At 71.2% G+C, this 22,986-nt stretch carries 22 protein-coding genes, 1 tRNA gene and 1 pseudogene; 17 read left to right on the top strand and 7 right to left on the bottom strand.

Going from position 1 to position 22,986, the window contains the following annotated elements; all coding sequences use genetic code 11:
• Nucleotides 1-2: 2 nt before the first annotated feature.
• From glp to ABT186_RS05585, 6 genes are all read left to right on the top strand, one after another.
• On the top strand, nucleotides 3-1,325 hold the full coding sequence (gene glp, locus ABT186_RS05560; protein ID WP_351234051.1) for a molybdotransferase-like divisome protein Glp: 1,323 nt from the start codon (nucleotides 3-5) through the stop codon (nucleotides 1,323-1,325).
• Between the two features lie 468 nt (nucleotides 1,326-1,793).
• The gene (gene moaC / locus ABT186_RS05565) at nucleotides 1,794-2,273 is read left to right on the top strand and encodes a cyclic pyranopterin monophosphate synthase MoaC (RefSeq protein WP_351234050.1); all 480 of its coding nucleotides are present in this window, start codon (nucleotides 1,794-1,796) and stop codon (nucleotides 2,271-2,273) included.
• Nucleotides 2,270-2,851, top strand: a complete 582-nt coding sequence (locus ABT186_RS05570) for a MogA/MoaB family molybdenum cofactor biosynthesis protein (protein ID WP_351923720.1) — start codon at nucleotides 2,270-2,272, stop codon at nucleotides 2,849-2,851. Before moaC ends, ABT186_RS05570 begins: the two co-directional genes overlap by 4 nt.
• Nucleotides 2,848-3,540, top strand: coding sequence for a GNAT family N-acetyltransferase (locus tag ABT186_RS05575; protein ID WP_351234056.1), 693 nt, complete (start codon nucleotides 2,848-2,850; stop codon nucleotides 3,538-3,540). Before ABT186_RS05570 ends, ABT186_RS05575 begins: the two co-directional genes overlap by 4 nt.
• Nucleotides 3,541-3,713: 173 nt before the next feature.
• Nucleotides 3,714-4,934 (top strand): divisome protein SepX/GlpR, encoded by a 1,221-nt coding sequence (gene sepX / locus ABT186_RS05580; RefSeq protein ID WP_351234048.1) that lies wholly within the window; start codon nucleotides 3,714-3,716, stop codon nucleotides 4,932-4,934.
• 94 nt (nucleotides 4,935-5,028) lie between these two features.
• Nucleotides 5,029-5,102: transfer RNA gene (locus tag ABT186_RS05585), tRNA-Ala, on the top strand.
• 219 nt (nucleotides 5,103-5,321) lie between these two features.
• Here ABT186_RS05585 and ABT186_RS05590 read toward each other — a convergent pair.
• The gene (locus ABT186_RS05590; RefSeq protein WP_351923722.1) at nucleotides 5,322-5,798 is read right to left on the bottom strand and encodes a GNAT family N-acetyltransferase; all 477 of its coding nucleotides are present in this window, start codon (nucleotides 5,796-5,798) and stop codon (nucleotides 5,322-5,324) included.
• A gap of 67 nt (nucleotides 5,799-5,865) precedes the next feature.
• Between ABT186_RS05590 and ABT186_RS05595 the strand changes: the two genes are divergently transcribed.
• Nucleotides 5,866-6,669 (top strand): exodeoxyribonuclease III, encoded by an 804-nt coding sequence (locus ABT186_RS05595; RefSeq protein WP_351923724.1) that lies wholly within the window; start codon nucleotides 5,866-5,868, stop codon nucleotides 6,667-6,669.
• Between the two features lie 3 nt (nucleotides 6,670-6,672).
• Here ABT186_RS05595 and ABT186_RS05600 read toward each other — a convergent pair whose 3' ends face one another.
• Nucleotides 6,673-7,329 carry a MerR family transcriptional regulator gene (locus ABT186_RS05600; protein ID WP_351234042.1) on the bottom strand — a complete coding sequence of 219 codons (657 nt, stop codon included), beginning with the start codon at nucleotides 7,327-7,329 and terminating at the stop codon, nucleotides 6,673-6,675.
• 175 nt (nucleotides 7,330-7,504) lie between these two features.
• On the opposite strand from ABT186_RS05600, the gene ABT186_RS05605 reads away from it, so the two are divergent.
• The 4 genes from ABT186_RS05605 (at nucleotide 7,505) to ABT186_RS05620 (ending at nucleotide 11,194) form a co-directional block, all read left to right on the top strand.
• Complete coding sequence (locus ABT186_RS05605) at nucleotides 7,505-9,040, top strand: flavin-containing monooxygenase (protein ID WP_351923726.1); 1,536 nt, start codon at nucleotides 7,505-7,507, stop codon at nucleotides 9,038-9,040.
• Nucleotides 9,037-10,035: an alpha/beta fold hydrolase gene (locus ABT186_RS05610; RefSeq protein WP_351923728.1), complete on the top strand. Its 999-nt coding sequence runs from the start codon at nucleotides 9,037-9,039 to the stop codon at nucleotides 10,033-10,035. Before ABT186_RS05605 ends, ABT186_RS05610 begins: the two co-directional genes overlap by 4 nt.
• The gene (locus tag ABT186_RS05615; RefSeq protein ID WP_351234036.1) at nucleotides 10,032-10,916 is read left to right on the top strand and encodes an SDR family oxidoreductase; all 885 of its coding nucleotides are present in this window, start codon (nucleotides 10,032-10,034) and stop codon (nucleotides 10,914-10,916) included. Before ABT186_RS05610 ends, ABT186_RS05615 begins: the two co-directional genes overlap by 4 nt.
• Nucleotides 10,917-10,993: 77 nt before the next feature.
• Nucleotides 10,994-11,194, top strand: a complete 201-nt coding sequence (locus ABT186_RS05620; protein ID WP_351923730.1) for a hypothetical protein — start codon at nucleotides 10,994-10,996, stop codon at nucleotides 11,192-11,194.
• 82 nt (nucleotides 11,195-11,276) lie between these two features.
• Here the strand turns inward: ABT186_RS05620 and ABT186_RS05625 are convergent, their stop codons facing one another.
• A complete protein-coding gene (locus ABT186_RS05625; RefSeq protein ID WP_351923732.1) occupies nucleotides 11,277-14,684 on the bottom strand; it encodes a S41 family peptidase in 3,408 nt (1,135 codons plus the stop codon).
• Between the two features lie 200 nt (nucleotides 14,685-14,884).
• On the opposite strand from ABT186_RS05625, the gene ABT186_RS05630 reads away from it, so the two are divergent.
• Together ABT186_RS05630 and ABT186_RS05635 are read left to right on the top strand one after the other, a co-directional pair.
• Entirely contained in the window at nucleotides 14,885-15,526 is a 642-nt protein-coding gene (locus tag ABT186_RS05630) for a TetR/AcrR family transcriptional regulator (protein ID WP_351234030.1), read from the top strand.
• A 113-nt stretch (nucleotides 15,527-15,639) separates the two neighbouring features.
• On the top strand, nucleotides 15,640-17,865 hold the full coding sequence (locus tag ABT186_RS05635) for an MMPL family transporter (RefSeq protein WP_351234028.1): 2,226 nt from the start codon (nucleotides 15,640-15,642) through the stop codon (nucleotides 17,863-17,865).
• 74 nt (nucleotides 17,866-17,939) lie between these two features.
• On the opposite strand, the gene ABT186_RS05640 is transcribed toward ABT186_RS05635, so the two are convergent.
• Both ABT186_RS05640 and ABT186_RS05645 read right to left on the bottom strand, forming a co-directional pair.
• A complete protein-coding gene (locus ABT186_RS05640; protein ID WP_351923734.1) occupies nucleotides 17,940-18,410 on the bottom strand; it encodes a hypothetical protein in 471 nt (156 codons plus the stop codon).
• Nucleotides 18,411-18,450: 40 nt separating this feature from the next.
• On the bottom strand, nucleotides 18,451-18,807 hold the full coding sequence (locus ABT186_RS05645; RefSeq protein ID WP_351237580.1) for an SsgA family sporulation/cell division regulator: 357 nt from the start codon (nucleotides 18,805-18,807) through the stop codon (nucleotides 18,451-18,453).
• Between the two features lie 153 nt (nucleotides 18,808-18,960).
• Here ABT186_RS05645 and ABT186_RS05650 point away from each other — a divergent pair.
• The 4 genes and pseudogenes from ABT186_RS05650 to ABT186_RS05665 form a co-directional block, all read left to right on the top strand.
• A pseudogene (locus ABT186_RS05650) lies at nucleotides 18,961-19,329 on the top strand (ATP-binding cassette domain-containing protein); the annotation flags it as partial.
• A gap of 10 nt (nucleotides 19,330-19,339) precedes the next feature.
• Nucleotides 19,340-19,801, top strand: coding sequence for a MarR family winged helix-turn-helix transcriptional regulator (locus ABT186_RS05655; RefSeq protein ID WP_351237578.1), 462 nt, complete (start codon nucleotides 19,340-19,342; stop codon nucleotides 19,799-19,801).
• A 127-nt stretch (nucleotides 19,802-19,928) separates the two neighbouring features.
• Nucleotides 19,929-20,375 (top strand): organic hydroperoxide resistance protein, encoded by a 447-nt coding sequence (locus tag ABT186_RS05660; protein WP_351237576.1) that lies wholly within the window; start codon nucleotides 19,929-19,931, stop codon nucleotides 20,373-20,375.
• Between the two features lie 72 nt (nucleotides 20,376-20,447).
• Nucleotides 20,448-21,605 carry a serine hydrolase domain-containing protein gene (locus ABT186_RS05665; protein WP_351923736.1) on the top strand — a complete coding sequence of 386 codons (1,158 nt, stop codon included), beginning with the start codon at nucleotides 20,448-20,450 and terminating at the stop codon, nucleotides 21,603-21,605.
• Between the two features lie 65 nt (nucleotides 21,606-21,670).
• On the opposite strand, the gene ABT186_RS05670 is transcribed toward ABT186_RS05665, so the two are convergent.
• Nucleotides 21,671-21,946, bottom strand: coding sequence for a DUF1876 domain-containing protein (locus tag ABT186_RS05670; protein ID WP_351237573.1), 276 nt, complete (start codon nucleotides 21,944-21,946; stop codon nucleotides 21,671-21,673).
• A gap of 78 nt (nucleotides 21,947-22,024) precedes the next feature.
• The gene (locus tag ABT186_RS05675; protein ID WP_351237571.1) at nucleotides 22,025-22,915 is read right to left on the bottom strand and encodes an NAD(P)-dependent oxidoreductase; all 891 of its coding nucleotides are present in this window, start codon (nucleotides 22,913-22,915) and stop codon (nucleotides 22,025-22,027) included.
• Nucleotides 22,916-22,986: the final 71 nt, after the last annotated feature.

Consider the following 22,986-nt stretch of genomic DNA (forward strand, 5'->3'; position numbering starts at 1 on the left):
TCTTGAGCGCCGCCGCGACCCGCACCACCGGCCAGGACCACCTCTGGTCGGTGGACGAACACCTGGAGGACATCCTCGCCACCGTCCGCCCGCTGGAGCCCATCGAGCTGCAGCTGCTCGACGCGCAGGGCTGCGTGCTGGTCGAGGACGTCACGGTGCCGGTCTCGCTGCCGCCGTTCGACAACAGCTCGATGGACGGTTACGCGGTGCGGGTGGCGGACGTCGCGGGCGCGAGCGAGGAGTTCCCGGCGGCTCTCACGGTGATCGGGGACGTCGCGGCGGGCTCGGCCGATCGGCTCCATGTGGGGCCCGGCCAGGCCGCGCGCATCATGACGGGTGCGCCGCTGCCGCCCGGCGCCGAGGCCGTCGTGCCCGTGGAATGGACCGACGGCGGGCTGGGCGGCGGCCCCGTCTCCGGGATGCGCGCCCGCAGCCTGTCCCCGGAGGGCGCCTCCGGGCAGGTGCGGGTCCACCGGCCGGCCGAGGCAGGCGCGCACGTGCGCGCGAAGGGCAGCGACGTGAAGGCCGGTGACCGCGCCCTCGAAGCCGGCACCGTCCTCGGCCCGCCGCAGATCGCGCTGCTCGCCGCGATCGGCCGTGGCACGGTACGGGTGCGCCCGCGCCCGCGCGTCGTCGTGCTGTCCACCGGCAGCGAACTCATTCAGCCCGGCGAGCAACTGGCCGCCGGCCAGATCTACGACTCCAACAGCTTCGCCCTCACCGCCGCGGCCCGGGACGCCGGGGCCATCGCGTACCGGGTCGGCGCGGTCGCCGACGACGCGGACACGCTCCGCTCCACCATCGAGGACCAGCTCGTCCGGGCCGACCTCGTGGTCACCACCGGAGGGGTCAGCGTGGGGGCGTACGACGTCGTCAAGGAGGCACTCTCCTCCGTCGGCGACGCGGACGAGGCAGGCAGCGGCATCGATTTCCGCAAGCTCGCCATGCAGCCCGGCAAGCCCCAGGGCTTCGGCTCCATCGGCCCCGACCACACCCCGCTGCTCGCGCTGCCGGGCAACCCTGTGTCGTCGTACGTCTCCTTCGAACTGTTCGTACGCCCCGCGATCCGCACCCTGATGGGCCTCAAGGACGTGCACCGCCCCCGGGTCAGGGCCGTCCTGCAGTCGGAAAAGGCACTGACCTCCCCCGCGGGCCGCCGGCAGTTCCTGCGCGGCACGTACGCCGACGGCACGGTGACGCCGGTCGGCGGCGCAGGATCGCACCTGATCGCGGCCCTCGCACACGCCGACGCACTGATCGTCGTCCCCGAGGACGACACATCGGTCGAGCCGGGCACCGAGGTCGAGGCGGTCCTGCTCGACTGACCGGGCTGGACCTGCGGCGCGTCGCCCTACCCGGGGGTGCGCTCGGCGGTGTTCTGGCCGGGCGTCTGGGGGGTGTTCCGCCGGGCGGTCACCTTGGCCGCAGTGACGGGGGCAGTCCCGGCGGGCCGTCGTTGGTCAGCGGATGGCCGGGGACGGCGGGCCTTGCCCGGCCCGGGTGACCGGGTTCGGGGCCGCTCTCTGCTTCGGTGTCCGGGGCCGGGGCCGGGCCCCCTCCCTGCTTCGGTGTCCGGGCGATGGCCGGGACGGCCGGGCCTTGGCCGGGCCGAGTGTCCCGGTTCGGGGGGTTCGCCCTCCGGGTGGACGGGGCCTGGAGTCCTGTCCTTCGGGATGGGTGGCCGGTCCGTGGGACCTTGGGCGGCTGAGCGTGCCGGGTTGGAGGTACCGTGTCGCGCACAGCAGGCCCGCGCGCCGCACCGCGCCGGGCCCGGACCGGGAGCGCCGCAGCACATGAGTACGCAGGACCGACTGACCCACATCGACGACGCGGGAGCAGCCCGCATGGTCGACGTCTCCGGGAAGGACGTCACCGCGCGCACCGCGCGCGCCAGCGGCCGCGTGCTGGTCTCGCCGCGCGTGGTCGAGCTGCTGCGTGGCGAGGGCGTCCCCAAGGGCGACGTGCTCGCCACGGCGCGCATCGCGGGCATCATGGGCGCCAAGCGCACGCCGGACCTGATTCCCCTGTGCCATCCGCTCGCGATCTCGGGTGTGAAGCTGGATCTGTCCGTCGCGGACGACGCCGTCGAGATCACGGCCACCGTGAAGACCACCGACCGTACAGGCGTCGAGATGGAGGCGCTCACCGCGGTCAGTGTCGCGGCGCTGACCGTGATCGACATGGTCAAGGCGGTCGACAAGGGGGCGGTGATCACGGACGTGTGCGTGGAGGAGAAGACGGGCGGGAAGTCGGGCCACTGGAGCCGGGCATGACGGCACCGCTCGAACCGCCGATCGGCGACGCCCTCACGGCGCCGTACTCGGCCCTGGTGGTGACCGCGTCGAACCGCGCGGCGGCAGGCGTGTACGAGGACAGGGGCGGGCCCCTGATCGCGGAGGCGCTCACCCGGTTCGGCTTCGCGGTCGACGGACCCTGGGTGGTCCCGGACGGCGACCCGGTGGAGAACGCGCTGCGGGCCGGTTCCCGGGCGGGCTACGACGTGATCGTGACGACCGGCGGCACCGGCCTGACGCCCACCGACCGCACCCCCGAGGCGACCCGGGCGGTGATCGACTACGAGGTACCGGGCATTCCCGAGGCCATCAGAGCGTTTGGAACAGAGAAAGTGGCCACCGCTGCGCTCTCGCGGGGACTCGCCGGAGTTGCCGACGGGACGTTGATCGTCAACCTGCCGGGATCCACCGGCGGGGTGAAGGACGGACTGGCCGTCCTGGAACCCCTGTTGGTGCACGCCGTCGACCAGATCCGCGGCGGTGACCACACCAGGGCCGACACGGGCGGGTCCCCGGTCGGCGAGGACCGCTCCAGACCGAGTGGGGGTGCGAGCTGAACAGCCCATCCTGGCCCGTCGAGCTGGCGGACGGCGATGTCGTCCTCCGGCCGATAAAGCTGCGCGACCAGCGGGCCTGGCGCGAGGTCAACCGCCGCAACCGGGAGTGGCTGCGGCCGTGGGAGGCGACCATTCCGCCGCCCACGCCCAGCGGCCCGATAGCGCACCGGCCGACCTACCGCCAGATGGTCCGGCATCTGCGCAGCGAGGCCAACGCGGGCCGGATGCTGCCCTTCGTCATCGAGTACCAGGGGCGGCTGGTCGGGCAGTTGACGGTGGCCGGGATCACCTGGGGCTCGATGTGCTCGGGGCACGTCGGGTACTGGGTGGACCAGGCGGTCGCGGGCCGCGGTGTGATGCCGACGGCCGTCGCACTGGTCGTCGACCACTGCTTCCGGGCGGTGGGGCTGCACCGCATCGAAGTCTGCATTCGCCCCGAGAACGGGCCGAGCCGCCGGGTGGTGGAGAAACTCGGATTCCGGGAGGAAGGGCTCCGGCCGCGTTATCTCCACATCGACGGTGCCTGGCGGGACCATCTCGTCTTCGCGCTCACCGCGGAAGAGGTGCCCGAGGGGTTGCTCGCACGCTGGAACCGGGCACGCTCACAGCAGACGCGCGCGCGGACCACGGGTTCTCACGCGCAGGGCCCGAGCGCGGATCCGAGCAAGCCGGCGCACCCCGGAAAATAAAAAATATGTTCGAAATTGATCGCGCGGCGATCGCCTCGGGCCAATGAATTAGCGGTCCCGTTGGCCTGCTGATCGCATCGGTCCCAAAAAAAGTTCGAAATATCAGCCAGATCGTGCGACACACCGGCCCAATTGGCAGATGGCCTCACGCAAACCCCTCTACCGTGTGAGGCGTGAGCAGCAGCGGCCTCATCTACGCAGTCATTGTCGGGGCCTGGGCCGCCTACTTGGTGCCGATGTGGCTCCGTAGGCAGGACGAGCTCAACGAGTCTCGTCCGACGGAACGCTTCAGCACCGCCATCCGGCTGCTGTCCGGACGGGCGGGCATGGAGCGCCGATACGCCAAGGACCTGCGGGCGCGCTCCACCGAAGAGGGGGAGCGCAGTGCCGATCCGGACGGCGTCACCGACTCGGTGGACGTCCGGGCCTTCGCCATGCCCCCGACCGGGCAGCAGGCGCGGGCGCGGGTGGAGGCGGAGGGTCCGGCCCGGCGGGAGCAGGGAAGCCAAGGGGCGCCAGGGCCCGCGTCGGAGCCGGCGGCCGCGCGTACGCCGACGGGCACGCGCCCACCCAGGGACAAGAGCGTGCCCCAGCCGCGTAAGGCCCCCTCGGCTGAGGCGCTGGCGCGCGCCCGGCGCTCCAAGGTGCTCGCGCGCCGACGGCGTACCACCGTGGTGCTCTTTCTCGCGTTCACGCTCGGTGCCATCGTCGCCGCGGTCGGGGGGCTCGCGTTCCTGTGGGCCCCCGGCGTCCCCGCCGTGATGCTGAGCGCGTACATCGCGTATCTGCGGGCGCAGGAGCGCAAGCGGTTCACGTACACGATGGACCGCCGCAGGGCCGAGGCGGCGGCGCAGCGGCTGCGGGAGCGGCAGCCGAGGCGGCGGCCGCCGGTCGATTCCGAGGCGGACGAGCCGGAGGAGGGCCGCCCCGAGCCGGAGAGCGACCCCGGACTGTCCGCGCTCGCCGCCGACCGCCGGGCGCTCGTCGAGCAGACCGACCACGCGGAGTGGGTGGACCAGCAGCGGGAGCGGCAGCGCAGGCCGGGGCACGGGGAGAGCTGGGATCCGGTGCCCGTACCGCTGCCGACCTATGTGACCGCACCGGTCGCCCCGCGGGCGACGCCGAGCGTGGACCTCGGGGCCCCGGATGCATGGAGCTCCGCCCGGTCGAGCGCGGCAGAGGCGGGGGCGCCCGTTCCGGGGGTGCCCGAGGCCGGCGCCGAGCCGGACCCGGGGAAGCCGGGGGCCGGGGCGGAGGAGCGGACGGAGCCGGCGGAAAGCGGGCGGAGCGACGCCCGGCGGGCGGCGTCCGCGCGCCGGTCCCGCGAGCGGGGGCGCACGCCGCTGTTCGACCAGTACGAGGACGGAGAACGGCCGAGGGCCGCCAACGAGTAGCCGGCGTCGGCGTCCGTCGCACCCCCGTTGTTGACCTGGGCGGAACGGATTTCCAGACCGGCCGATGGGGATGCTAGAGTTTCACTCGTTGCAAGGGCCTGTGGCGCAGTCCGGTAGCGCACCTCGTTCGCATCGAGGGGGCCAGGGGTTCAAATCCCCTCAGGTCCACCGCAACAACTCCCTGAGGATCAGGGCAGTTGAGAAGATCCCGTCCGATCGGAAGATCGGGCGGGATCTTTGTTTTGGTCCCTCACCTTCCGAACACGGCCCGTACGGCCGGGAGTTCGCTGGTGTGAGGGTGCCTGCAGGGGCGCCCACAGGGCGGTGTCCACAGCGCGGTGCCCACGGCGCCGGGCCTGCGTCGGTCTGTGCCGGCCCGGCAGGTCTCTACAGCGGCTTCGCGAAGCACAGGCTGAGTTCGTGGAAGCGGTAATAGCCGAACTTGACGCACGGTTCGTATCCGCTGGAGGTGTAGAGGGCCACGGCCTCCGGCTGCTTGCTGCCCGTCTCCAGCACCATGCGGGTACGGCCGGCCACTCGGGCGTCCTCCTCCAGCGCGGCCAGTATGCGGCGCGCCAGGCCCCGGCCGCGCATCTCCTCTATGACGAACATGCGCTTGAGCTCGGCGTCCCCGTTCCGGTATCCCTCGTCGTTCTCGTCCTGGGTGCGCCATCCGCCCGTGGCGACGGGGCGGTCCTGCTCGTCGTAGACGATCAGGTAGAGCCCGGCCGGGGGTTCGAACATCGCCGGGTCCAGGTGGGTGGCGTCGCCCCCGTCGCCGTAGCGCACGTGGTACTCGGCCTGGACCTGGTCGTTCAGCTTGACGGCGTCGGGGTGGTCGAAGGGGACCCGTCGAATATTCATGCTGAGCATCGTACATTCATGCATTGTCGGGAGCTGGACCATTCCAGTGTGCCGGTAGGGTTCCCGGGTGCTCACTGTGACCTCCGTGAATGTGAACGGGATCCGCGCCGCCGCGAAGAAGGGCTTCGTGGAATGGCTCGACGGAACCTCCGCCGATGTGCTGTGCCTTCAGGAGGTGCGGGCCGAACCGGGGCAGATTCCCGAGGACGTGCGGGCGCCCGAGGGCTGGCACGTCGTGCACGCACCCGCCACCGCGAAGGGGCGCGCGGGGGTGTCGCTGTACCTGCGGCGCGAACCCGACCGCGTACGCGTCGGCTTCGGGTCGGCCGAGTTCGACGGCAGCGGGCGGTATGTGGAGGCCGACCTGCCGGGCGTCACCGTCGCCAGCCTGTACCTGCCCTCCGGTGAAGTCGGGACCGAACGGCAGGACGAGAAGGTCCGGTTCATGGCGGAGTTCCTCGGCCATCTGAAGGAGCTCCGGCAGCGGGCCGCCGCGGACGGTCGTGAGGTGATCGTGTGCGGCGACTGGAACATCGCCCACCGCGAGGCCGACCTCAAGAACTGGCGCGGCAACCAGAAGAACTCCGGGTTCCTGCCCGAGGAGCGGGAGTGGCTGGGCCGGGTCTTCGACCCCGAGGACGGCGGCTATGTCGATGTGGTCCGGGCGCTGCATCCGGACGCCGAGGGGCCGTACACCTGGTGGTCCTACCGCGGGCGTGCCTTCGACAACGACACGGGATGGCGGATCGACCTGGCCGTGGCGACCCCGGGGCTCGCCGGGCGGGCCGTCAAGGCGGTCGTGGAGCGAGCGGCCAGTCACGGGGAACGCTGGTCGGATCATGCCCCGGTGACGGTGACCTTCGAGATGTAGGGGCTACTCCGGCCGGCGCAGTCGGCGGTCCAGGGCCAGTGACACCTCCGCCTCCACCACGCTCTTCGCCAGGGGGCGCAGGCGCTGGGCGTCCTCCGGGGGGCGCTGGTGCCTGGCCATCAGGTCCGTGAAGACATCGGCCAGGGCCTCCGCGTGTTCGCGCACGCGGCGGGCCGCGGCCAGGACGTCCGCGAGCGGGAAGCCCTCGCGGACCAGGGCCGCCGACACCTCCAGCAGACGGCGGCTGATGTGGACGATCTCGCCGCCGTCCGTGCCCAGATAGCCGAGATCGAGGGCCGCGGCCAGGTTCTCCGGGGTCGCCTCGGTGCCGAACACGTCGGCCAGGTCCTCGGGGGTGAGGCGGACCGGGATCTCCTCGGTGGGGGCGCCGACGCCGAGCAGGTCGCCGACGTCACGTCCGTGGTCGAAGGCCTCGGCCAGTTCCGCGATGCCGTTCAGGGTGTGGCCGCGTTCCAGGAGCGCCGAGATCGTGCGCAGCCGGGCCAGGTGCGTGTCGTCGTACCAGGCGATGCGGCCCTCGCGGCGAGGCGGCTGGATCAGCTTGCGCTCGCGGTAGAAGCGCAGGGTGCGCACCGTGATGCCGGCCTCCTTGGCCAGTTCCGCCATGCGGTACTCACGCCGCTCCCCGTCCTCTGCCACTCCCGCACCCTACGTCGTACCCCGGGTAACTTTCCTCGCTCCACCCCCTACCCATCGGTACGCCACTGCCCTACCCTCCCATTGCGCCAGTACTCACTGGCACAGTTATGTCGGCTCTTTTGAACGAGAGTCAATGAGGGCCGGGCCAGGGTTCGTACGGACGGGAGGCTTCGGGATGGCCGAGCACGAGGATGTGCCTCATGTACGAGTGGCGGTGGTCGGGTCCGGGTTCGGCGGGCTCGGGGCCGCCGTGCGGCTGCGCCGCGAGGGCGTGACCGACTTCGTCGTCCTGGAGCGGGCCGGCTCCGTCGGTGGCACCTGGCGCGACAACAGCTACCCCGGTTGCGCCTGCGACGTCCCCTCGCACCTCTACTCGTTCTCGTTCGCGCCCCATCCCGACTGGCCGCGCACCTTCTCCGGGCAGGAGCACATCCGCGCGTACCTGGAGCACGTGACGGACGTCTTCCGGCTGCGGCCCCACCTCCGCTTCGACTCCGAAGTGAAGATGATGAGGTGGGACACGGAACGACTGCGCTGGGCGATCGAGACCAGCAGCGGGGCGCTCACCGCCGACTTCGTCGTCTCCGCCACCGGGCCGCTGTCCGACCCGAAGATCCCGGACATTCCCGGGCTGGACTCCTTCCCCGGCAAGGTCTTCCACTCCGCGCGCTGGGACCACGACTACGACCTGCGCGGCAAGCGGGTCGCCATGGTCGGCACCGGCGCGTCCGCCATCCAGATCGTGCCGTCCATCCAGCCCGAGGTCGCGAAACTCACCGTCTTCCAGCGCACCCCGCCCTGGGTCATGCCGCGCCTCGACCGCGCCATCAGCGGCGCGGAACGACGGCTGCACCGCGCGCTGCCCTTCACCACGCAGCTGCGGCGCGGACTGCTGTGGGGTATCCGGGAGTTGCAGGTCCAGGCGTTCACCAAGCACCCGAACGAACTCGGCTTCATCGAGCAACTGGCCAAGCGCAACATGGCCCGCGCCATCAAGGACCCGGCTCTGCGCGCCAGGCTCACCCCCGACTACCGCATCGGCTGCAAGCGGATCCTGCTGTCCAGCACGTACTATCCGGCCCTCGCGCAGCCCAATGTGGACGTGGTGGCCGGCGGGCTCGGCGAGGTCCGCGGATCGACCGTCGTCGCGGCCGACGGCAGCGAGGCCGAGGTCGACGCGATCATCTTCGGTACGGGCTTCCACGTCACGGACATGCCGATCGCGGAACGGGTCGTCGGCGCGGACGGCCGGACCCTCGCGGAGGCGTGGAAGGACGGGATGCAGGCTCTGCGGGGTGCCTCCGCTGCCGGGTTCCCCAACTGGATGACGATCATCGGTCCCAACACCGGGCTCGGGAACTCCTCGATGATCCTGATGATCGAGGCACAGCTGAACTACCTGGCCGACTTCGTACGGCAGTTGGAGGTGCTCGGCGGCCGGGTCGCGCTCGACGCCCGGCCGGGTGCCGTCGCCGTCTGGAACCACAAAGTGCAGGAGCGCATGAGGCGCACGGTGTGGAACACCGGCGGCTGCACCAGCTGGTACCTCGACGCGAACGGCCGCAACACCACCATCTGGCCCGGTACGACCACGGAGTTCCGCAGCGCGACACGGCGCGTGAACCTGGGGGAGTACGAGGTGATCCGCGCACCCGAGGCACCGAGGCCGCGCAAGAGCTCGGCGACGACGCCGGTGGAGGCGGGCGCATGAGCCGGCTGACGCACGTGGTGAGCGGGCCGTACGCGCCCCCCGTCCCCGCCCGTGAGCTGACCGTCGTCTCCGCCGACGGCGCCCGGCTGCATGCCGAGATGCACGGACCCGAGGGCGCGCCCCCGGTCGTCCTCGCGCACGGCTGGACCTGCTCGACCGCCTTCTGGGCGGCGCAGACACGGGAACTCGCCGCCGACCACCGGGTGATCGCCTATGACCAGCGGGGTCATGGGCGGAGCCCCGCGAGCCCCGTCTGCACCACTCAGGCGCTCGCCGACGACCTCGAAGCGGTGCTCGCCGCCACCCTCGCGCCGGGAGAGAAGGCCGTGGTCGTCGGCCACTCCATGGGCGGGATGACGGTGCTGGCCGCGGCCGCGCGCCCCCGCTTCCGGGCGCACACGGCGGCCGTTCTGTTGTGCAGCACGGGGAGTGCGCGCCTGGTCGCCGAGGCGCGTGTGGTGCCGATACGCGCCGGGCGCCCGCGCACCTGGCTCACGGCGCGCATCCTGGGCTCCCGCGCCCCGCTCGGGCCGGTCACGCCGGTGGCCAAGCGCATCCTCAAGTACGCGACCATGGGCGCCGGTTCGACGCCCGCCATGGTCGAGGCGTGCGCACGGGTCGTGCACGCCTGCCCGCGTGACGTGCGCCACGCCTGGTCGCGCGCGCTCGAAGCGCTGGATCTGAGCGACGGCGTACGGGAGTTGACGGTGCCGACGGAGGTCGTGGTCGGCACGGCGGACCGGCTGACGCCGCCGGTGCACGCGCGGGCGCTGGTCGCCGCGCTGCCCTACTGCGTGGGCAGCACCGAGTTGCCGGGGCTCGGCCATATGACTCCCGTGGAGGCACCGGAACTGGTGACAGGGAAGATCCGGGATCTCGTCATGACGTACGCGGAGAACACGGCCGACGCGGTGGGTACGGGGGACACGGCGGACGTGGCGAACACGGCGAACACGGTGGATACGGCGGACGCACCGATCAAGGAGGGCGCATGAGCAGGGTGAGCCTGGAGGGACAGGTCGCGGTGGTGACGGGCGCCGCGCGGGGCGTCGGTGAGCTGCTGGCCCGCAAGCTGTCGGCGCGCGGCGCAAAGGTCGCACTCGTCGGCCTGGAGGCGGATGCGCTCAAGGAGGTCTCGGAGCAGCTGTACGGGGAGAGCGGCCACTGGCACGCCGATGTCACCGATCACGAGGCGATGACGCGGGTCGCGCGCGAGGTGAAGGAGCGGTTCGGGAAGGTCGACATCGTCGTCGCCAACGCGGGTGTGGCGAACGGCGGGCCGTTCGCCGACTCCGACCCGGAGTCCTGGCGGCGGGTGATCGAGGTCAATCTGATCGGCTCGGCGGTGACGGCCCGCGCCTTCCTGCCGGTGCTGATGGAGAGCCGCGGCTATCTGCTCCAGATCGCCTCGCTCGCGGCGATCACGCCCGCGCCGATGATGACGGCGTACTGCGCCTCCAAGTCGGGCGTGGAGGCGTACGCGCACAGCCTGCGCGCCGAGGTCGCGCACAAGGGCGTACGGGTCGGGGTCGGGTATCTGTCGTGGACCGACACGGACATGGTGCGGGGCGCCGACCGGGACGACGTGATGCGGGAGCTGCGGCAGCGGCTGCCCTGGCCGTCCAACAAGACCTATCCGCTGGGGCCGGCGGTCGACCGGATCGTGGCCGGGATCGAACGGCGGTCGAGCCATGTGTACGCGCAGTGGTGGCTGCGGGGGATGCAGGGCGTGCGCGGGTATCTGCCGGGGATCATCGCGACCGTGGGGCAGCGGGAGATGCGGAGGTTCGAGCCGCGGCTCAAGGGGGTGGGCACGGGGCTGGTGGGTGCCGGTGGGGAGGCCGATGAGCAGCAGCGCAGCACTCTGAGTAACTGATCGAAATGCGTGCGTAGTCGGCGCGTGTAAGTCTGGTCGAGGCCCAATCCCCTCACCCACCACGGGAGTGAACCCACATGGGCATGAAGGACCAGTCCCAGGAAAAGTCCGGGCAGATGAAGCAGCAGGCCAAGCAGAAGGCGGAGCAGGCCAAGCGGCAGGCCCCGCAGCGTGGCCAGCAGTCCCAGCAGTCCCAGCAGCGTGGCCGTCAGTCGGAGGACGAGGCGCGCATGCTGCGGGAGGAAGAGGACCGCTTCAACATGGACTACGACGCGTAGTCGCTGCGCTCGGCTTTGGCCGGTGAGTGGGGTGCCCTCCTTTGACCGGGGGCGCCCCACTTCTGCGTGCCCACAGCGGCACTCAGCCCCTCGTTCTCGGTGGCAGTTTCGGGCGGGCTCTGTTCGGGATCCCGCTGTGGTCGGGGGGTGTTGCCGTCGGGTGGGTCCGGAGGAGGTCCAGGGCCAGTTCGACCGCGTCGTCGAGTTGCTTGTGGCGGCCCTCCGCCCAGTCCAGCGGGGTGCGCAGGATCTCCAGGTCCGGTGCCACGCCGTGGTTCTCGACCGACCAGCCGTACGACTCGAACCATGCCGCGTTCATCGGGACCGTGATCACCGTGCCGTCGCCCAGGCGGTGGCGGCCCGTCATGCCGACGACGCCGCCCCAGGTGCGCGAGCCCACCACCGGGCCGAGTTTCAGCAGTTTGATCGCCGCCGTGATCATGTCTCCGTCGGAGGACGTCGCCTCGTCGGCCAGCGCCACGATCGGTCCCCGCGGCGCGTTCGACGTGTACGACACCGGCTGGGCGTTGCGTGTCAGGTCCCAGCCCAGGATCTTGCGCGTCAGCTTCTCGATGACCAGCTCGCTGATGTTGCCGCCCGCGTTGCCCCGGACGTCCACGATCAGAGCCGGCCGCGAGACCTCCATCCTCAGGTCCCGGTTGAACTGCGCCCAGCCCGAGCCGCCCATGTCCGGGATGTGCAGATACCCGCAGCGGCCGCCGCTCACCTCCCGTACGACCGCACGGCGTTTGGCCACCCAGTCCTGGTAGCGCAGCGGCCGCTCGTCGATGAGGGGGATCACGGCCACCCGGCGGGGCCCGCCCCCCTCCCCTTCCGCCGGGGCGAACGTCAGCTCGACCGTCGTACCGCCCGCCCCTGCCAGCAGTGGATACGGGCCTGTCACCGGGTCCACCGGCCGCCCGTCCACATGGGTCAGGACGGCGCCCTCCCGGATGCCCGTGCCCGCCAGCGGCGAGCGTGCCTTGGAGTCGGAGGACTCGCCCGGCAGGATCCGCTTGATCATCCAACTGCCGTTGCGCCGTACGAGGTTGGCGCCCAGCAGGCCCTGATAGCGCTGATAGTGCGCCGGGCCCTCGTTGCGCCGGGCCGGTGTCACGTACGCGTGCGAGGTGCCCAGCTCGCCCAGCACCTCGCGCAGCAGGTCCGCGAACTCGTCCGGCGACGCGACCCGTTCGACCAGCGGGCGGTACTGCTCCAGGACCGAGTCCCAGTCGATCCCGCTCATGCCGGGCTCCCAGAAGTACGCCCGGATGAGCCGGCCCGCCTCCCCGTACGCCTGGCGCCACTCCGCCGCCGGGTCCACCTCGTGCATGATCCGGCGCATATCGATCCAGACCGTGGTGTCGGCGTCGCCGGACTCGGTGGACGGGACCGCCCGCAGATCGCCCTCGTCGACGACCACCAGCCGCGTCCCGTCCCCGCTCACCGCGAACCAGTCCAGATGGGCGACCAGTTCGGACTTCTTCGCCTTGCTGATGTTGAAGTGCTCCAGGGTGGGGCGGCCGGAGATGTCGTCAGGGTTCACGAACGTCTCGCCCAGCGCGCCCGAGATCGGCCAGCGCAGCCAGACCAGGCCGCCGCCGGCGACCGGGCACAGCGCCGAGTACTTGGACGCCGGGACCGGGAACGGCGTCACCCGGTTCTCCAGCCCCTCGATCTCGACGGTCACTACCCCGTCGCCTTCCTCTTCCTCCATGGGGTCGAGGCCGCCGGCCGCCGGTCGTCCCTCCGGGTTCAGCGCGAAGGGGGAAGGGGTCGCGGAGGACAGCGGCACCAGGTACGGGCGGCAGCCCAGCGGGAAGGACAGGTCCCCGGTGTGCACGTCGTACACCGGGTCGAAACCGCGCCAGGACAGGAACGCCAGGTAGCGCCCGTCCCGGGTGAACACCGGGTTCTCGTCCTCGAAGCGGCCGTTCGTGACATCGACGATCGACCGGTCTCCCTGTCCGGTCCCGGAGATTCGCGCCATCTTGATCTGCCTCAGCGACCGGCCGATCCCGGGCTGCGACCATGTCAGCCATGCCCCGTCCGGGGAGAACGCCAGGTCCCGCACCGGCCCGTTGACCGACCGGATCAGCTCGGTGACCGCGCCGTCCGACTCGTCACCGACCGCCGCGCCCGGCTCCCCCGCGCCCGGCTCCCCCGCGCCCGGCTCCCCCGCGCCCGGCTCCCCCGTGCCCGGCTCCTCTGCGGCCGGCTCCTCCGCGCCCGCGGTGGCGGTCGCCTCGTCGGACACGGTGATCAGCAGCAGTCGCCCGTCGCTCGAGGCGATCGCGAGCCGTTCGCCCTGCGGGTCCGCCACCATTTCCAGGACGCGGCCCAGTTCGCCGGAGACCGGCCGGCGCGGCTCGCGGTCGCCCGAGGCCCGGGGCAGATACGCTATCTCGATCGCGTCCTCGCCCTCTGCGTCCGTGATGTACGCGACCTGCCCGTCCGCGCCGAGCATCTCCGGCAGCCGGACCCGTACGCCGGGGGTGTCCGTGATCGTACGGGCGGGCCCGTCGCGGTGCGTGAGCCAGTACAGGCTGCCGCGGACGACGACCGCGCTGGCCCGCCCGGTGTCGTCGACCGAGATCCCGTCCACGTGCTGCGCGGCCGGTACCTGGTACTTGCGCCGCCCCGCACGCGGCCCGCCGAGGCGCACGTCCAGTCGGCGCGGGATCGAGTCGGGGGACAGGTCGTCGACGATCCACAGGTCGCCCGCGCACTGGTACACCACCCGAGTTCCGTCGCTGGACGCGTGCCGGGCGTAGAAGGCGTCGTGGTCGGTGTGGCGGCGCAGGTCGGAGCCGTCGTACGCGCACGAGTACAGGTTTCCGATGCCCTCGTGGTCGGAGAGGAACGCGATCCGCCCGCCGACGAACATCGGCGAGTCGAGGTGGCCGTCGAGGTCGGCGAGCAGCCGCTGCCCGTGCAGCCACAGGCGGCCCGTCGCGCCGCCGCGGTAACGCTTCCAGGAGACCGGTTCATGCGGCGGGGTGCCGGTCAGCAGCAGGGTCCTGTGCTCGCCCTCGACGTCGGCCACGGCGATGTCCGAGACCGGGCCCCAGGGGAGCTTGCCGCCGGGGTCGCCGTCGGTGGGGACCTTGTAGGCCCAGGTGAAGTGGGAGAAGGGCTCGCCGTGCGAGGCGACGGCGAGGATGTGGCCGTCCGGCGTCCAGCCGCACACCCGTGTGTCGGAGCTGCCCCAGTAGGTCAGCCTCCGGCCGGGCCCGCCGTCCACCGGCGTCAGATGGATCTCCGGGACGAGGCTGCGCCAGCTCGTGTACGCGATGAGGCGGCCGTCAGGGGAGAAGCGGGGGTGGCCGATCTTCGTACGGTCGACGGTGAGCCGCCAGGCGCGGTCGCGCCCGTCCAGCGGGGCCACCCACAGGTCGTCCTCGGCGGCGAAGCACAGCCGGTCGCCGTGCAGATGCGGGAAGCGGAGGTAGCCGGGTGCGTTCTCGAACTCGTCTCGCGCGTCACTCACCTACCCATGCTTTGCCCGGTGGCGGGCCCCGGCAACTCGTACGGCGGATGCCGCCGGACACCGAGACGGTTGAGTCCGCGACGCGTGACTCAGAACACGTACGAAACGGTTTCGTTTCGCTCGCCCGTTGGGTATCGTCTGACACGTACAGGAGAATGTGTGCGCGGAGCCGGGACAGCGGAGCAGGAAAGGTGAGTGGCATGACTGAGGCATCCAAGGGTGCGGTGGCAGCCGCTCCAGTGGAGCCGGTGCTTGCACCGGGGCGTCGCAGTCGCATCACGCCCGAGCGCGAGGCCGAGCTGTACGAGGCCGTGCTCGACCTGCTCCGGGAAGTCGGTTACGACGCCCTGACCATGGACGCCGTGGCCGCCCGCACCCGGTCGAGCAAGGCGACGCTCTACCGCCAGTGGGGCGGCAAGGCCGAACTGGTCGTCAAGGCCATCCGGCACGGCAAGTCGGGCCACATCGACGAGATCGACACCGGTTCGCTCCGCGGTGACCTGCACGCCCTCGTATCGCTCGAGGACGACTGCACCATGGAGCGGAACTCCGCGCTGATGCGCGGCGTGGCCATGGCGATCCACCACAACCCGGATCTGCGCCAGGCGTTCCGGGGGCAGCTCGTCGAACCGGAGATGGCGGCGTTCCGCCGCGTTCTGCAGCGCGCCGTCGACCGGGGTGAGATCCGTCCGGACTGCCCGGCGCTGGACTTCCTCCTGCACATGATGGTCGGCGGGTTCGCCACCCGTGCGCTGCTCGACGACCAGCCGCCGACCCAGGCCTTCCTGGCCTCGTACATCGACGCCGTGGTCCTCCCCGCCCTCGGCGTTCCCACCACCTGACCAGTCCCCCTTCAACTCTCTTCAGCAAGCCCCTTCCTGACGTAACCGCTCACGTCGTCGGGCTGATCACCCCTGCCCTGAATACCCCACGACCTGACCGGGAGTACGCCCTCGTGGCCACGTTCCTCTACAAACTCGGCCGGCTCGCCTTCCGGCGACGCCATTTCGTCGCACTGATCTGGGTGGCGCTGCTGACCCTCGCGGGCGTCGGCGCCGCCAGCGCCCCCGCAGCGGGCTCCTCCTCCTTCTCCATCCCCGGCACCGAGGCCCAGAAGGCCTTCGACCTGCTGGAGCAGCGCTTTCCCGGCATGTCCGCCGACGGGGCGACCGCGCGTGTCGTCTTCAAGGCGCCGGGCGGACAGAAGGTGACGGCCGCGGACAACAAGGCGGTCGTCGAGAAGACCGTCAAGGAACTGCGTGACGGTTCCGAGGTCGTCTCCGTCGCCGACCCGTTCACCGCGCACGCCGTCAGCAAGGACGGCACCATCGCCTATGCGCAGGTGAAGTACAAGGTCTCCGGCATGGAGCTGAAGGACGCCTCGAAGGACGCCCTGAAGGCGGCCGCACAGGATGCACGGGACGGTGGACTGACCGTCGAGGTCGGCGGTGACGCGCTGTCGGCCGTACCGGAGACGGGGTCGACCGAGATCATCGGTATCGCGGTCGCCGCGGTCGTCCTCGTCATCACCTTCGGCTCACTGGTGGCGGCCGGTCTGCCCCTGCTCACGGCCCTGATCGGCGTCGGTATCGGCGTCTCCACGATCACGGCACTGGCCAACGCGCTGGACCTGGGCTCGACCACCTCCACGCTGGCGATGATGATCGGCCTCGCGGTCGGCATCGACTACGCGCTGTTCATCGTCTCCCGCTACCGGGCGGAGCTGGCCGAGGGCCGGGAGCGCGAGGAGGCGGCGGGCCGGGCGGTCGGCACGGCGGGCTCGGCGGTGGTGTTCGCCGGTCTGACGGTCGTGATCGCGCTGGTGGGTCTCACGGTCGTGAACATCCCGATGCTGACGAAGATGGGCGTCGCCGCCGCGGGCACGGTCGCCATCGCGGTCCTGATCGCGCTGACGATGATCCCGGCACTGCTCGGCTACGCGGGCCGCAAGGTCAAGCCGGCGGGCGAGAAGAGCAAGCTCCTTGGCGGTGGCCGGGCCACCGCCAAGAAGGGCAGGCCGAACATGGGCACGCGCTGGGCGAGCTTCGTCGTGCGCCGCCCGGTGGCCGTACTTCTGCTCGGTGTCATCGGTCTCGGCGCGGCCGCCATCCCGGCGTCGCAGCTTCAGCTGGGTCTGCCGGACGACGGTTCGCAGCCGACGTCCACGACGCAGCGCCGGGCCTACGACCTGCTCTCGGAGGGCTTCGGCGCCGGTTTCAACGGCCCGCTGATGGTCGTCGTCGACGCGAAGGCGAGCGACGACCCGAAGGGGGCGGTCGCCTCGGTGACCAACGAGATCAAGGGCATGAAGGACGTCGTCACGGTCACACCGGCGACGTACAACAAAGCCGGCGACACGGCGATGATCACGGTGATCCCCGGCTCCAAGCCGTCCTCCACGAAGACCGAGGACCTGGTGCACGGCATCCGTGACGCGGGCGCCGGCATCAAGGCCGACACGGATGCGAAGCTGCTGGTCACGGGCACGACGGCGATGAACATCGATGTCTCGCAGAAGTTGAACGACGCGCTGATCCCGTACCTGGCGCTGGTGGTGGGCCTCGCCTTCCTCCTTCTGATCGTGGTCTTCCGCTCGATCCTGGTCCCGCTGAAGGCGGCCCTCGGCTTCCTGCTCTCGGTGATGGCGGCGCTGGGCGCGGTGGTCGCGGTCTTCCAGTGGGGCTGGCTGTCCGGTCTGATGGGCGTCGAGGAGACGGGCCCGATCATGTCGATGATGCCGATCTTCATGGTGGGCGTGGTCTTCGGTCTGGCGATGGACTACGAGGTCTTCCTCGTGACGCGTATGCGCGAGGCGTACGTCCACGGGGAGACGCCCGGCCAGGCGATCGTGACCGGCTTCAAGCACGGGGCGAGGGTCGTCACCGCGGCCGCGGTCATCATGATCGCCGTCTTCTCCGGCTTCATCGGCTCCAGCGAGTCGATGATCAAGATGATCGGCTTCGGCCTGGCGATCGCGGTGTTCTTCGACGCCTTCGTGGTCCGGATGGCGCTGGTTCCGGCGGTGCTGGCGCTGCTGGGCAGGAAGGCCTGGTGGCTGCCGAAGTGGCTGGAGCGGGTCCTGCCGAACGTGGACGTGGAGGGCGAGGGCCTGCGGACGCGTGGCGACGACGGCCGCAAGGACCCGGACGCGGACCAGGACCGGGAGCTGGTCCGGGTCTGAGACCCCGCCTCGGGAAACCACGCCTGCCGCGCCACCGCTCGCCGGTGGCGCGGCAGGCGCCGTATCCGGGCGCCCTATCCGCCGATCCCGAACGGCAGTTCCTTCTCGGCGCCATTGAGGGAGCGCCGTATCGCGTTGACGAGCCGCACCTGCGCCGCCGCGGGCGCCTCCCGCGCAGCCTCGAACTCCTCGGAGGTCAGCGGATCGGTGCGTGCGTCCCGCCCGACGACGTCCAGGAACGAGTTGATGGCCAGCCCGAAGGCCTGTATCTCGTGCGTGATGCCTGCGGGTGCCACCAGGCTCGCCCGCATCGGACTCGCGCTCCATTCACCCCAGTCGTAGTCCCAGCCGCTGCGGTCGGCATGCGCCCGCCGCAGGATCATCGTGAAGCGGGCGTAGTGGGTGAACAGTTCTTTGTAGGCGTCGAGTTGCTTGTCGCGCAGCCACTGGCGGTCCTGGGCGCGGCGGGTGACGATCCCGCCGACCACGACGCCGGCCGTCGCGGAGAGCGCCCCTGCCCCCGTCGTCAGAAGTGTCTCCAGCACCGCGTCAGTGTAGGGGTGTTCATCCCACCCGCGGCCGGAGCTATGACACGCGCCGCCCCACCGTTGTCGCCCCTTCCAGATACGTCCGGCTGAGGAACCGCATCAGCGCCTTCGACTCGAACTGCACCACCTCGACGCCCTGCGGTGAGTGGAACTCCATCACCGCCTGGACCCGGCCGCACGGCCAGATGCTGACGTCCCCCTTGGTCGCGGGGGCGCGCAAGCCCTTCTCCAGGAGGTCTCGGGAGAAGGCCCACTCGTGGGGGCCCGGCAGGCCGATGCGGACGGAGCGGGGATCGGCGTCGGGGTCGTAGCGCAGGATGACGGGGACCGCGTCCGGAGCGTCCGGGGCGTCGGTGACGACATGGGCTCGTGCGTACTGTTCCACAACGGACATCGGATCGCTCCTCACGCTGAGTCACCGAAGCAGAAGTTCTGCATCCGCTCCCCCTCCAATGTCCAATGTCGCATATATGGACGAAAGCGGCTTTTGGTGCATGGCGAGCGCTCTCGCCTATTCTCAGTTCTTGCGAATAGTTCGCAAGAAGGCCTCTTCCGGGACCCGGACGACCAGCTCTTCATGCCGACGGTCCGCGAGGACGTGGCCTTCGGGCCCGCCGCGGCCGGTCTGAAGGGCGCGGAGCTGGAGTCCCGCGTCGACGGGGCCCTGGAACGGGTCGGCATGGCGGACTTCAAGGACCGGCCGCCGCACAACGTGACGGTCCTCGTGGTCACGTACGACCTGTCGTACGCGCTGGAGCTGTGCCCGCGCTCGCTGGTCCTCGGCGAGGGCGTGATCGCGGCGGACGGGAAGACGGCCGAGCTGCTCGCCGACGACGCGCTCATGCGCGCCCACTGCCTGAAGCTGCCCTTCGGCTTCGATCCCCGATCCGTGCCGCCGGACACGAGCCGTCCGTGACAATGGGCGCGTGACGAACGAAGAGGACTCCGCGTCGCTGCTGCTGGACGACCAGCTGTGCTTCGCGCTGTACGCGGCTCAGCGCGCGGTGACGGCCGCGTACCGCCCGCTCCTCGACGAACTGGGCCTCACCTACCCGCAGTACCTCGTTCTGCTCGTCCTCTGGGAGCGCGGCGAGACCACGGTCAAGGAACTCGCCACGGCCCTGCGGCTCGACTACGGCACGGTGTCCCCGCTGCTCAAGCGGCTGGAGTCGGCGGGTCTGGTGCGGCGTGAGCGGTCGGCGCACGACGAACGTTCGGTGCTCGTCGCGGTCACCGGACAGGGCGAACAGCTGCGGGAGCGCGCGGAGCACGTACCGCAGGCGCTGCTGTCCGCGGCCGGACTGGGCGGTGGCGAGGTGGCCCGGCTGCGCGAGGAGCTGTGGCGACTGGCGGAGAAGGCGGAGTCCGCCGCGGACCGTACCCGCTGACCTGGCGTTACCCGTGGTTTCACCCCCTGATGGCGCATCTCCACCTACCGGCCGGTACCTTGTGCGCGATGTACTTGCACACGTTTGTGTTGCGCACCCATGTATCCGTCCTGGGGGAGGTCCCGTCGTGAGCGAAGAAGCCGCTGTCGACACCCGTCCGACGAAGATCATGTACGTCGCCGAGGCCACCGCGCACGGCGGCCGGGACGGGTACGTAACCAGTCAGGACGGCCATATCGGGCTGCGGGTCTCGATGCCGCCCGAGATGGGCGGCGACGGCAACGGCACCAACCCGGAGCAGTTGTTCGCGGCCGGCTACAGCTCCTGCTTCCACAACGCGCTGATCCTGGTGGGCAACCGCGCGGGATACGACCTGACCGGCTCCACGGTCGCCGCGAAAGTCGGCATCGGCCCCAACAAGCACCGCGGCTACGGCCTCGCGGTCGCCCTGAGCGTCTCGCTGCCCGTCCTCGACCAGGAGGTCGCGGCCAAGCTCGTGGACGCGGCCCACGAGGTGTGCCCGTACTCGAACGCCACGCGCGGGAACATCGATGTAACGATCGTGCTGGGCTAGCGGTACACAGGAATCGCAAGCTCTGCGTGCGCGTTGCACCCACAGTCGCAGGTGATGGTGAGGAGTGCGGACGTGGACGTGAACGGCACAGTGGCCGAGGGCTTCGAGCCGGTCAGGGAAGCGTTCGTACGGAACTTCGAGACGCTGGGGGAGCGGGGCGCGGCGGTCGCCGTCTACCGCGACGGCCACAAGGTCGTCGACCTGTGGGGCGGGACGCGGGACGTCGACGGCACGGAACCCTGGGAGCGGGGCACCGCGCAGATCGTGCGCTCGGCGACCAAGGGGGTGGCCGCGGCCGTCCTGCTGATGCTCGCCGAGCGCGGGGAACTGGACCTGGACGCCCCGGTCGGCCACTACTGGCCGGAGTACAAGGCGCAGGGCAAGGAACACACCCTGGTGCGGCACGTCCTGGCACACCGGGCCGGCGTACCGGTGCTCGACCGGCCGCTCACCCCCGCCGAGGCGGCCGACCCCGATTTCGCCGCGGCCGTGCTGGCCGCCCAGGCCCCTGCCTGGGAGCCTGGCACGAACCACGGCTATCACGCGCAGACGTACAGCTGGCTGACGGGCGAGCTGGTGCGCCGGGCCACGGGCCGCTCCGTCGGCGAGTGGATCGCGACCGGGATCGCCGGCCCGCTGGGCCTCGATCTGTGGCTGGGGCTGCCCGAGGCGCAGGCACACCGCGTGGGCCGGGTCGGCCCGGTCGAGGCTCCGGCGCAGGAGGGCGCCCTGCGCACCCGCCCCAAGCGCGCCGTCGCCGAGGCGTACGCGGACCCCGACAGCCTGACCACTCGCGCCTTCGCCGCGATCACCCCGCTGCCCGACGAGAACGACCCCTCCTACCGCGCGGCGGTCCTCCCCGCGTCGAACGGCATCGCGACCGCCGACGGCCTGGCACGCTTCTACGCGGCGCTGACGGGTGAGGTGGACAGCGTCCGCCTGTTCGCGCCCGGGACCCTGGAACGAGCCCGCACGGAGGTCTCGGCAGGTCCCGACCGCGTGCTGGTGATCCCCACCCGTTTCGGCCTCGGCTACATGCTCCACGGCAGCGCGTCCCCGCTCCTCGGCCCCGGCTCCTTCGGCCACCCCGGCCGCGGCGGAGCCCTCGGCTTCGCCGACCCCGACTCCGGCATCGCCTTCGGTTATGTCACCAACGGCTTCCGCAAGAGCGTGACGGCGGACCCACGGGCACAGGCGCTGGTGCGGGCGGTGCGAACGGCACTGGCGTAGGCACCGGGAGGACAACGAGGTGATGCCCGTACGCGGCACCGCGTACGGGCATCACGGGGACGCACTCAGTGCGTCAGCGGACGCGACGTCCTCCCCGACGCGTCGTCGATCTCGTCGTGTGCCTTCGTGAGCAGCTTCATGGCGAGGTCGTTGAGCGCCCGCGCCCCTGCGATCTCCTCACCGACACGGGGCTGATTCGCGTCGGTGTGGTGGCGGCTGGCGTATCCGCGCGACCGGACTTCGTTCCCGTCGGGAAGCCGTACCAGCGCCGCCGCCCGCGTGTGCTCCGAGTCCTCCTCGAATTCGAGTTCCACATGCCATCCCACTGCGGTGTGCATCATGACGATCACCTCCGGAACCGCTGCTTCCAGCGTGCTCCTCCTCGTCGCCGGACGCACGGCGCACAGGGGCTTCCGTCCTCAGGAACGGGGCTCCTCGCCGAAGCTGGCGAAGTACGCGGCGGCCATGTCCTCGTCGGCGTGGCCCTGCGCGGCGGCGCGGGCGAGGCGTTCGGCGGTCGCGGCGGCGACGTCGAGGCGGACGCCGTTCTCCTCACCGGCCCGGACGATCAGCCGGGCGTCCTTCTCCGCGGTCGCCACCGCGAAACTTGCCGGGGACAGCTTGTCGTTCAGGACGAGGTCGGCCTTGGCGCGCAGATAGCCCATGTCGAGCGGCCCGTCGGCGATCAGGTCGAAGAACTTCTGCGGGTCGACGTCCAGGGCCTTGGCCAGGGCCAGGACCTCGCCGCCCGCGGCGGTGACCGCGAGGACCCAGCTGTTGGCCACCAGCTTGAGGCGGCTGGCGCTGCCCGCCGCGCCGTCCTCACCGGTCCACACGGTGCGGGCGCCGACGGCGTCGAAGACGGGCGTCACCGTCTCCCGGCCCTCGGCCGGGCCCGCGGCGAGCACGGTCAGCCGGCCGGCCTCCGCGGGCTGGCGGGTGCCGAGCACGGGGGCGTCGTAGAAGACCAGGCCGTGGTCGGCGGCGAAGGCGGCCAGATCGCCGACGGCCTCGATGCCCGCCGTGGTCGCCTGCACCCAGACGGTGCCGGGGCGCAGCGCGGGGGCGGCCTCCCGCATGACCTCCAGGACGGTGTTGCCGTCGTACAGCATGGTCAGCACGGCGTCGGCTCCCTGCACGGCCTCGACCGGTGTGCCGGCGATGTGGGCGCCGTCGGCGGCGAGCGGTTCGGCCTTGGCACGGGTGCGGTTCCAGGCGCGGACGGTGTGTCCGGCGCGAACGAGGTTGCGGGCCATCGCCGCCCCCATGATCCCGGTGCCCAGAACGCTCACGGTGAGCTTGTCTGTCATGACGTCAACTTCCTGATCCCTGAGGGGTTGATGTGCTTCCCATGCTCGCTCAGCCGACGGCCGGCGTGTCG

Source organism: Streptomyces sp. NPDC001634 (assembly GCF_040298185.1).
Lineage (GTDB): Bacteria > Actinomycetota > Actinomycetes > Streptomycetales > Streptomycetaceae > Streptomyces.

What these genes read in the sequence shown, in the direction of transcription:
- moaC (WP_351234050.1), top strand. Translation starts at nt 1,794, where the DNA reads ATGAGTACGCAGGACCGACTGACCCACATCGACGACGCGGGAGCAGCC.
- ABT186_RS05570 (WP_351923720.1), top strand. Translation starts at nt 2,270, where the DNA reads ATGACGGCACCGCTCGAACCGCCGATCGGCGACGCCCTCACGGCGCCG.
- ABT186_RS05590 (WP_351923722.1), bottom strand. Translation starts at nt 5,798, where the DNA reads ATGAATATTCGACGGGTCCCCTTCGACCACCCCGACGCCGTCAAGCTG.
- ABT186_RS05605 (WP_351923726.1), top strand. Translation starts at nt 7,505, where the DNA reads ATGGCCGAGCACGAGGATGTGCCTCATGTACGAGTGGCGGTGGTCGGG.
- ABT186_RS05610 (WP_351923728.1), top strand. Translation starts at nt 9,037, where the DNA reads ATGAGCCGGCTGACGCACGTGGTGAGCGGGCCGTACGCGCCCCCCGTC.
- ABT186_RS05615 (WP_351234036.1), top strand. Translation starts at nt 10,032, where the DNA reads ATGAGCAGGGTGAGCCTGGAGGGACAGGTCGCGGTGGTGACGGGCGCC.
- ABT186_RS05620 (WP_351923730.1), top strand. Translation starts at nt 10,994, where the DNA reads ATGGGCATGAAGGACCAGTCCCAGGAAAAGTCCGGGCAGATGAAGCAG.
- ABT186_RS05630 (WP_351234030.1), top strand. Translation starts at nt 14,885, where the DNA reads ATGACTGAGGCATCCAAGGGTGCGGTGGCAGCCGCTCCAGTGGAGCCG.
- ABT186_RS05645 (WP_351237580.1), bottom strand. Translation starts at nt 18,807, where the DNA reads ATGTCCGTTGTGGAACAGTACGCACGAGCCCATGTCGTCACCGACGCC.
- ABT186_RS05670 (WP_351237573.1), bottom strand. Translation starts at nt 21,946, where the DNA reads ATGATGCACACCGCAGTGGGATGGCATGTGGAACTCGAATTCGAGGAG.
- ABT186_RS05675 (WP_351237571.1), bottom strand. Translation starts at nt 22,915, where the DNA reads ATGACAGACAAGCTCACCGTGAGCGTTCTGGGCACCGGGATCATGGGG.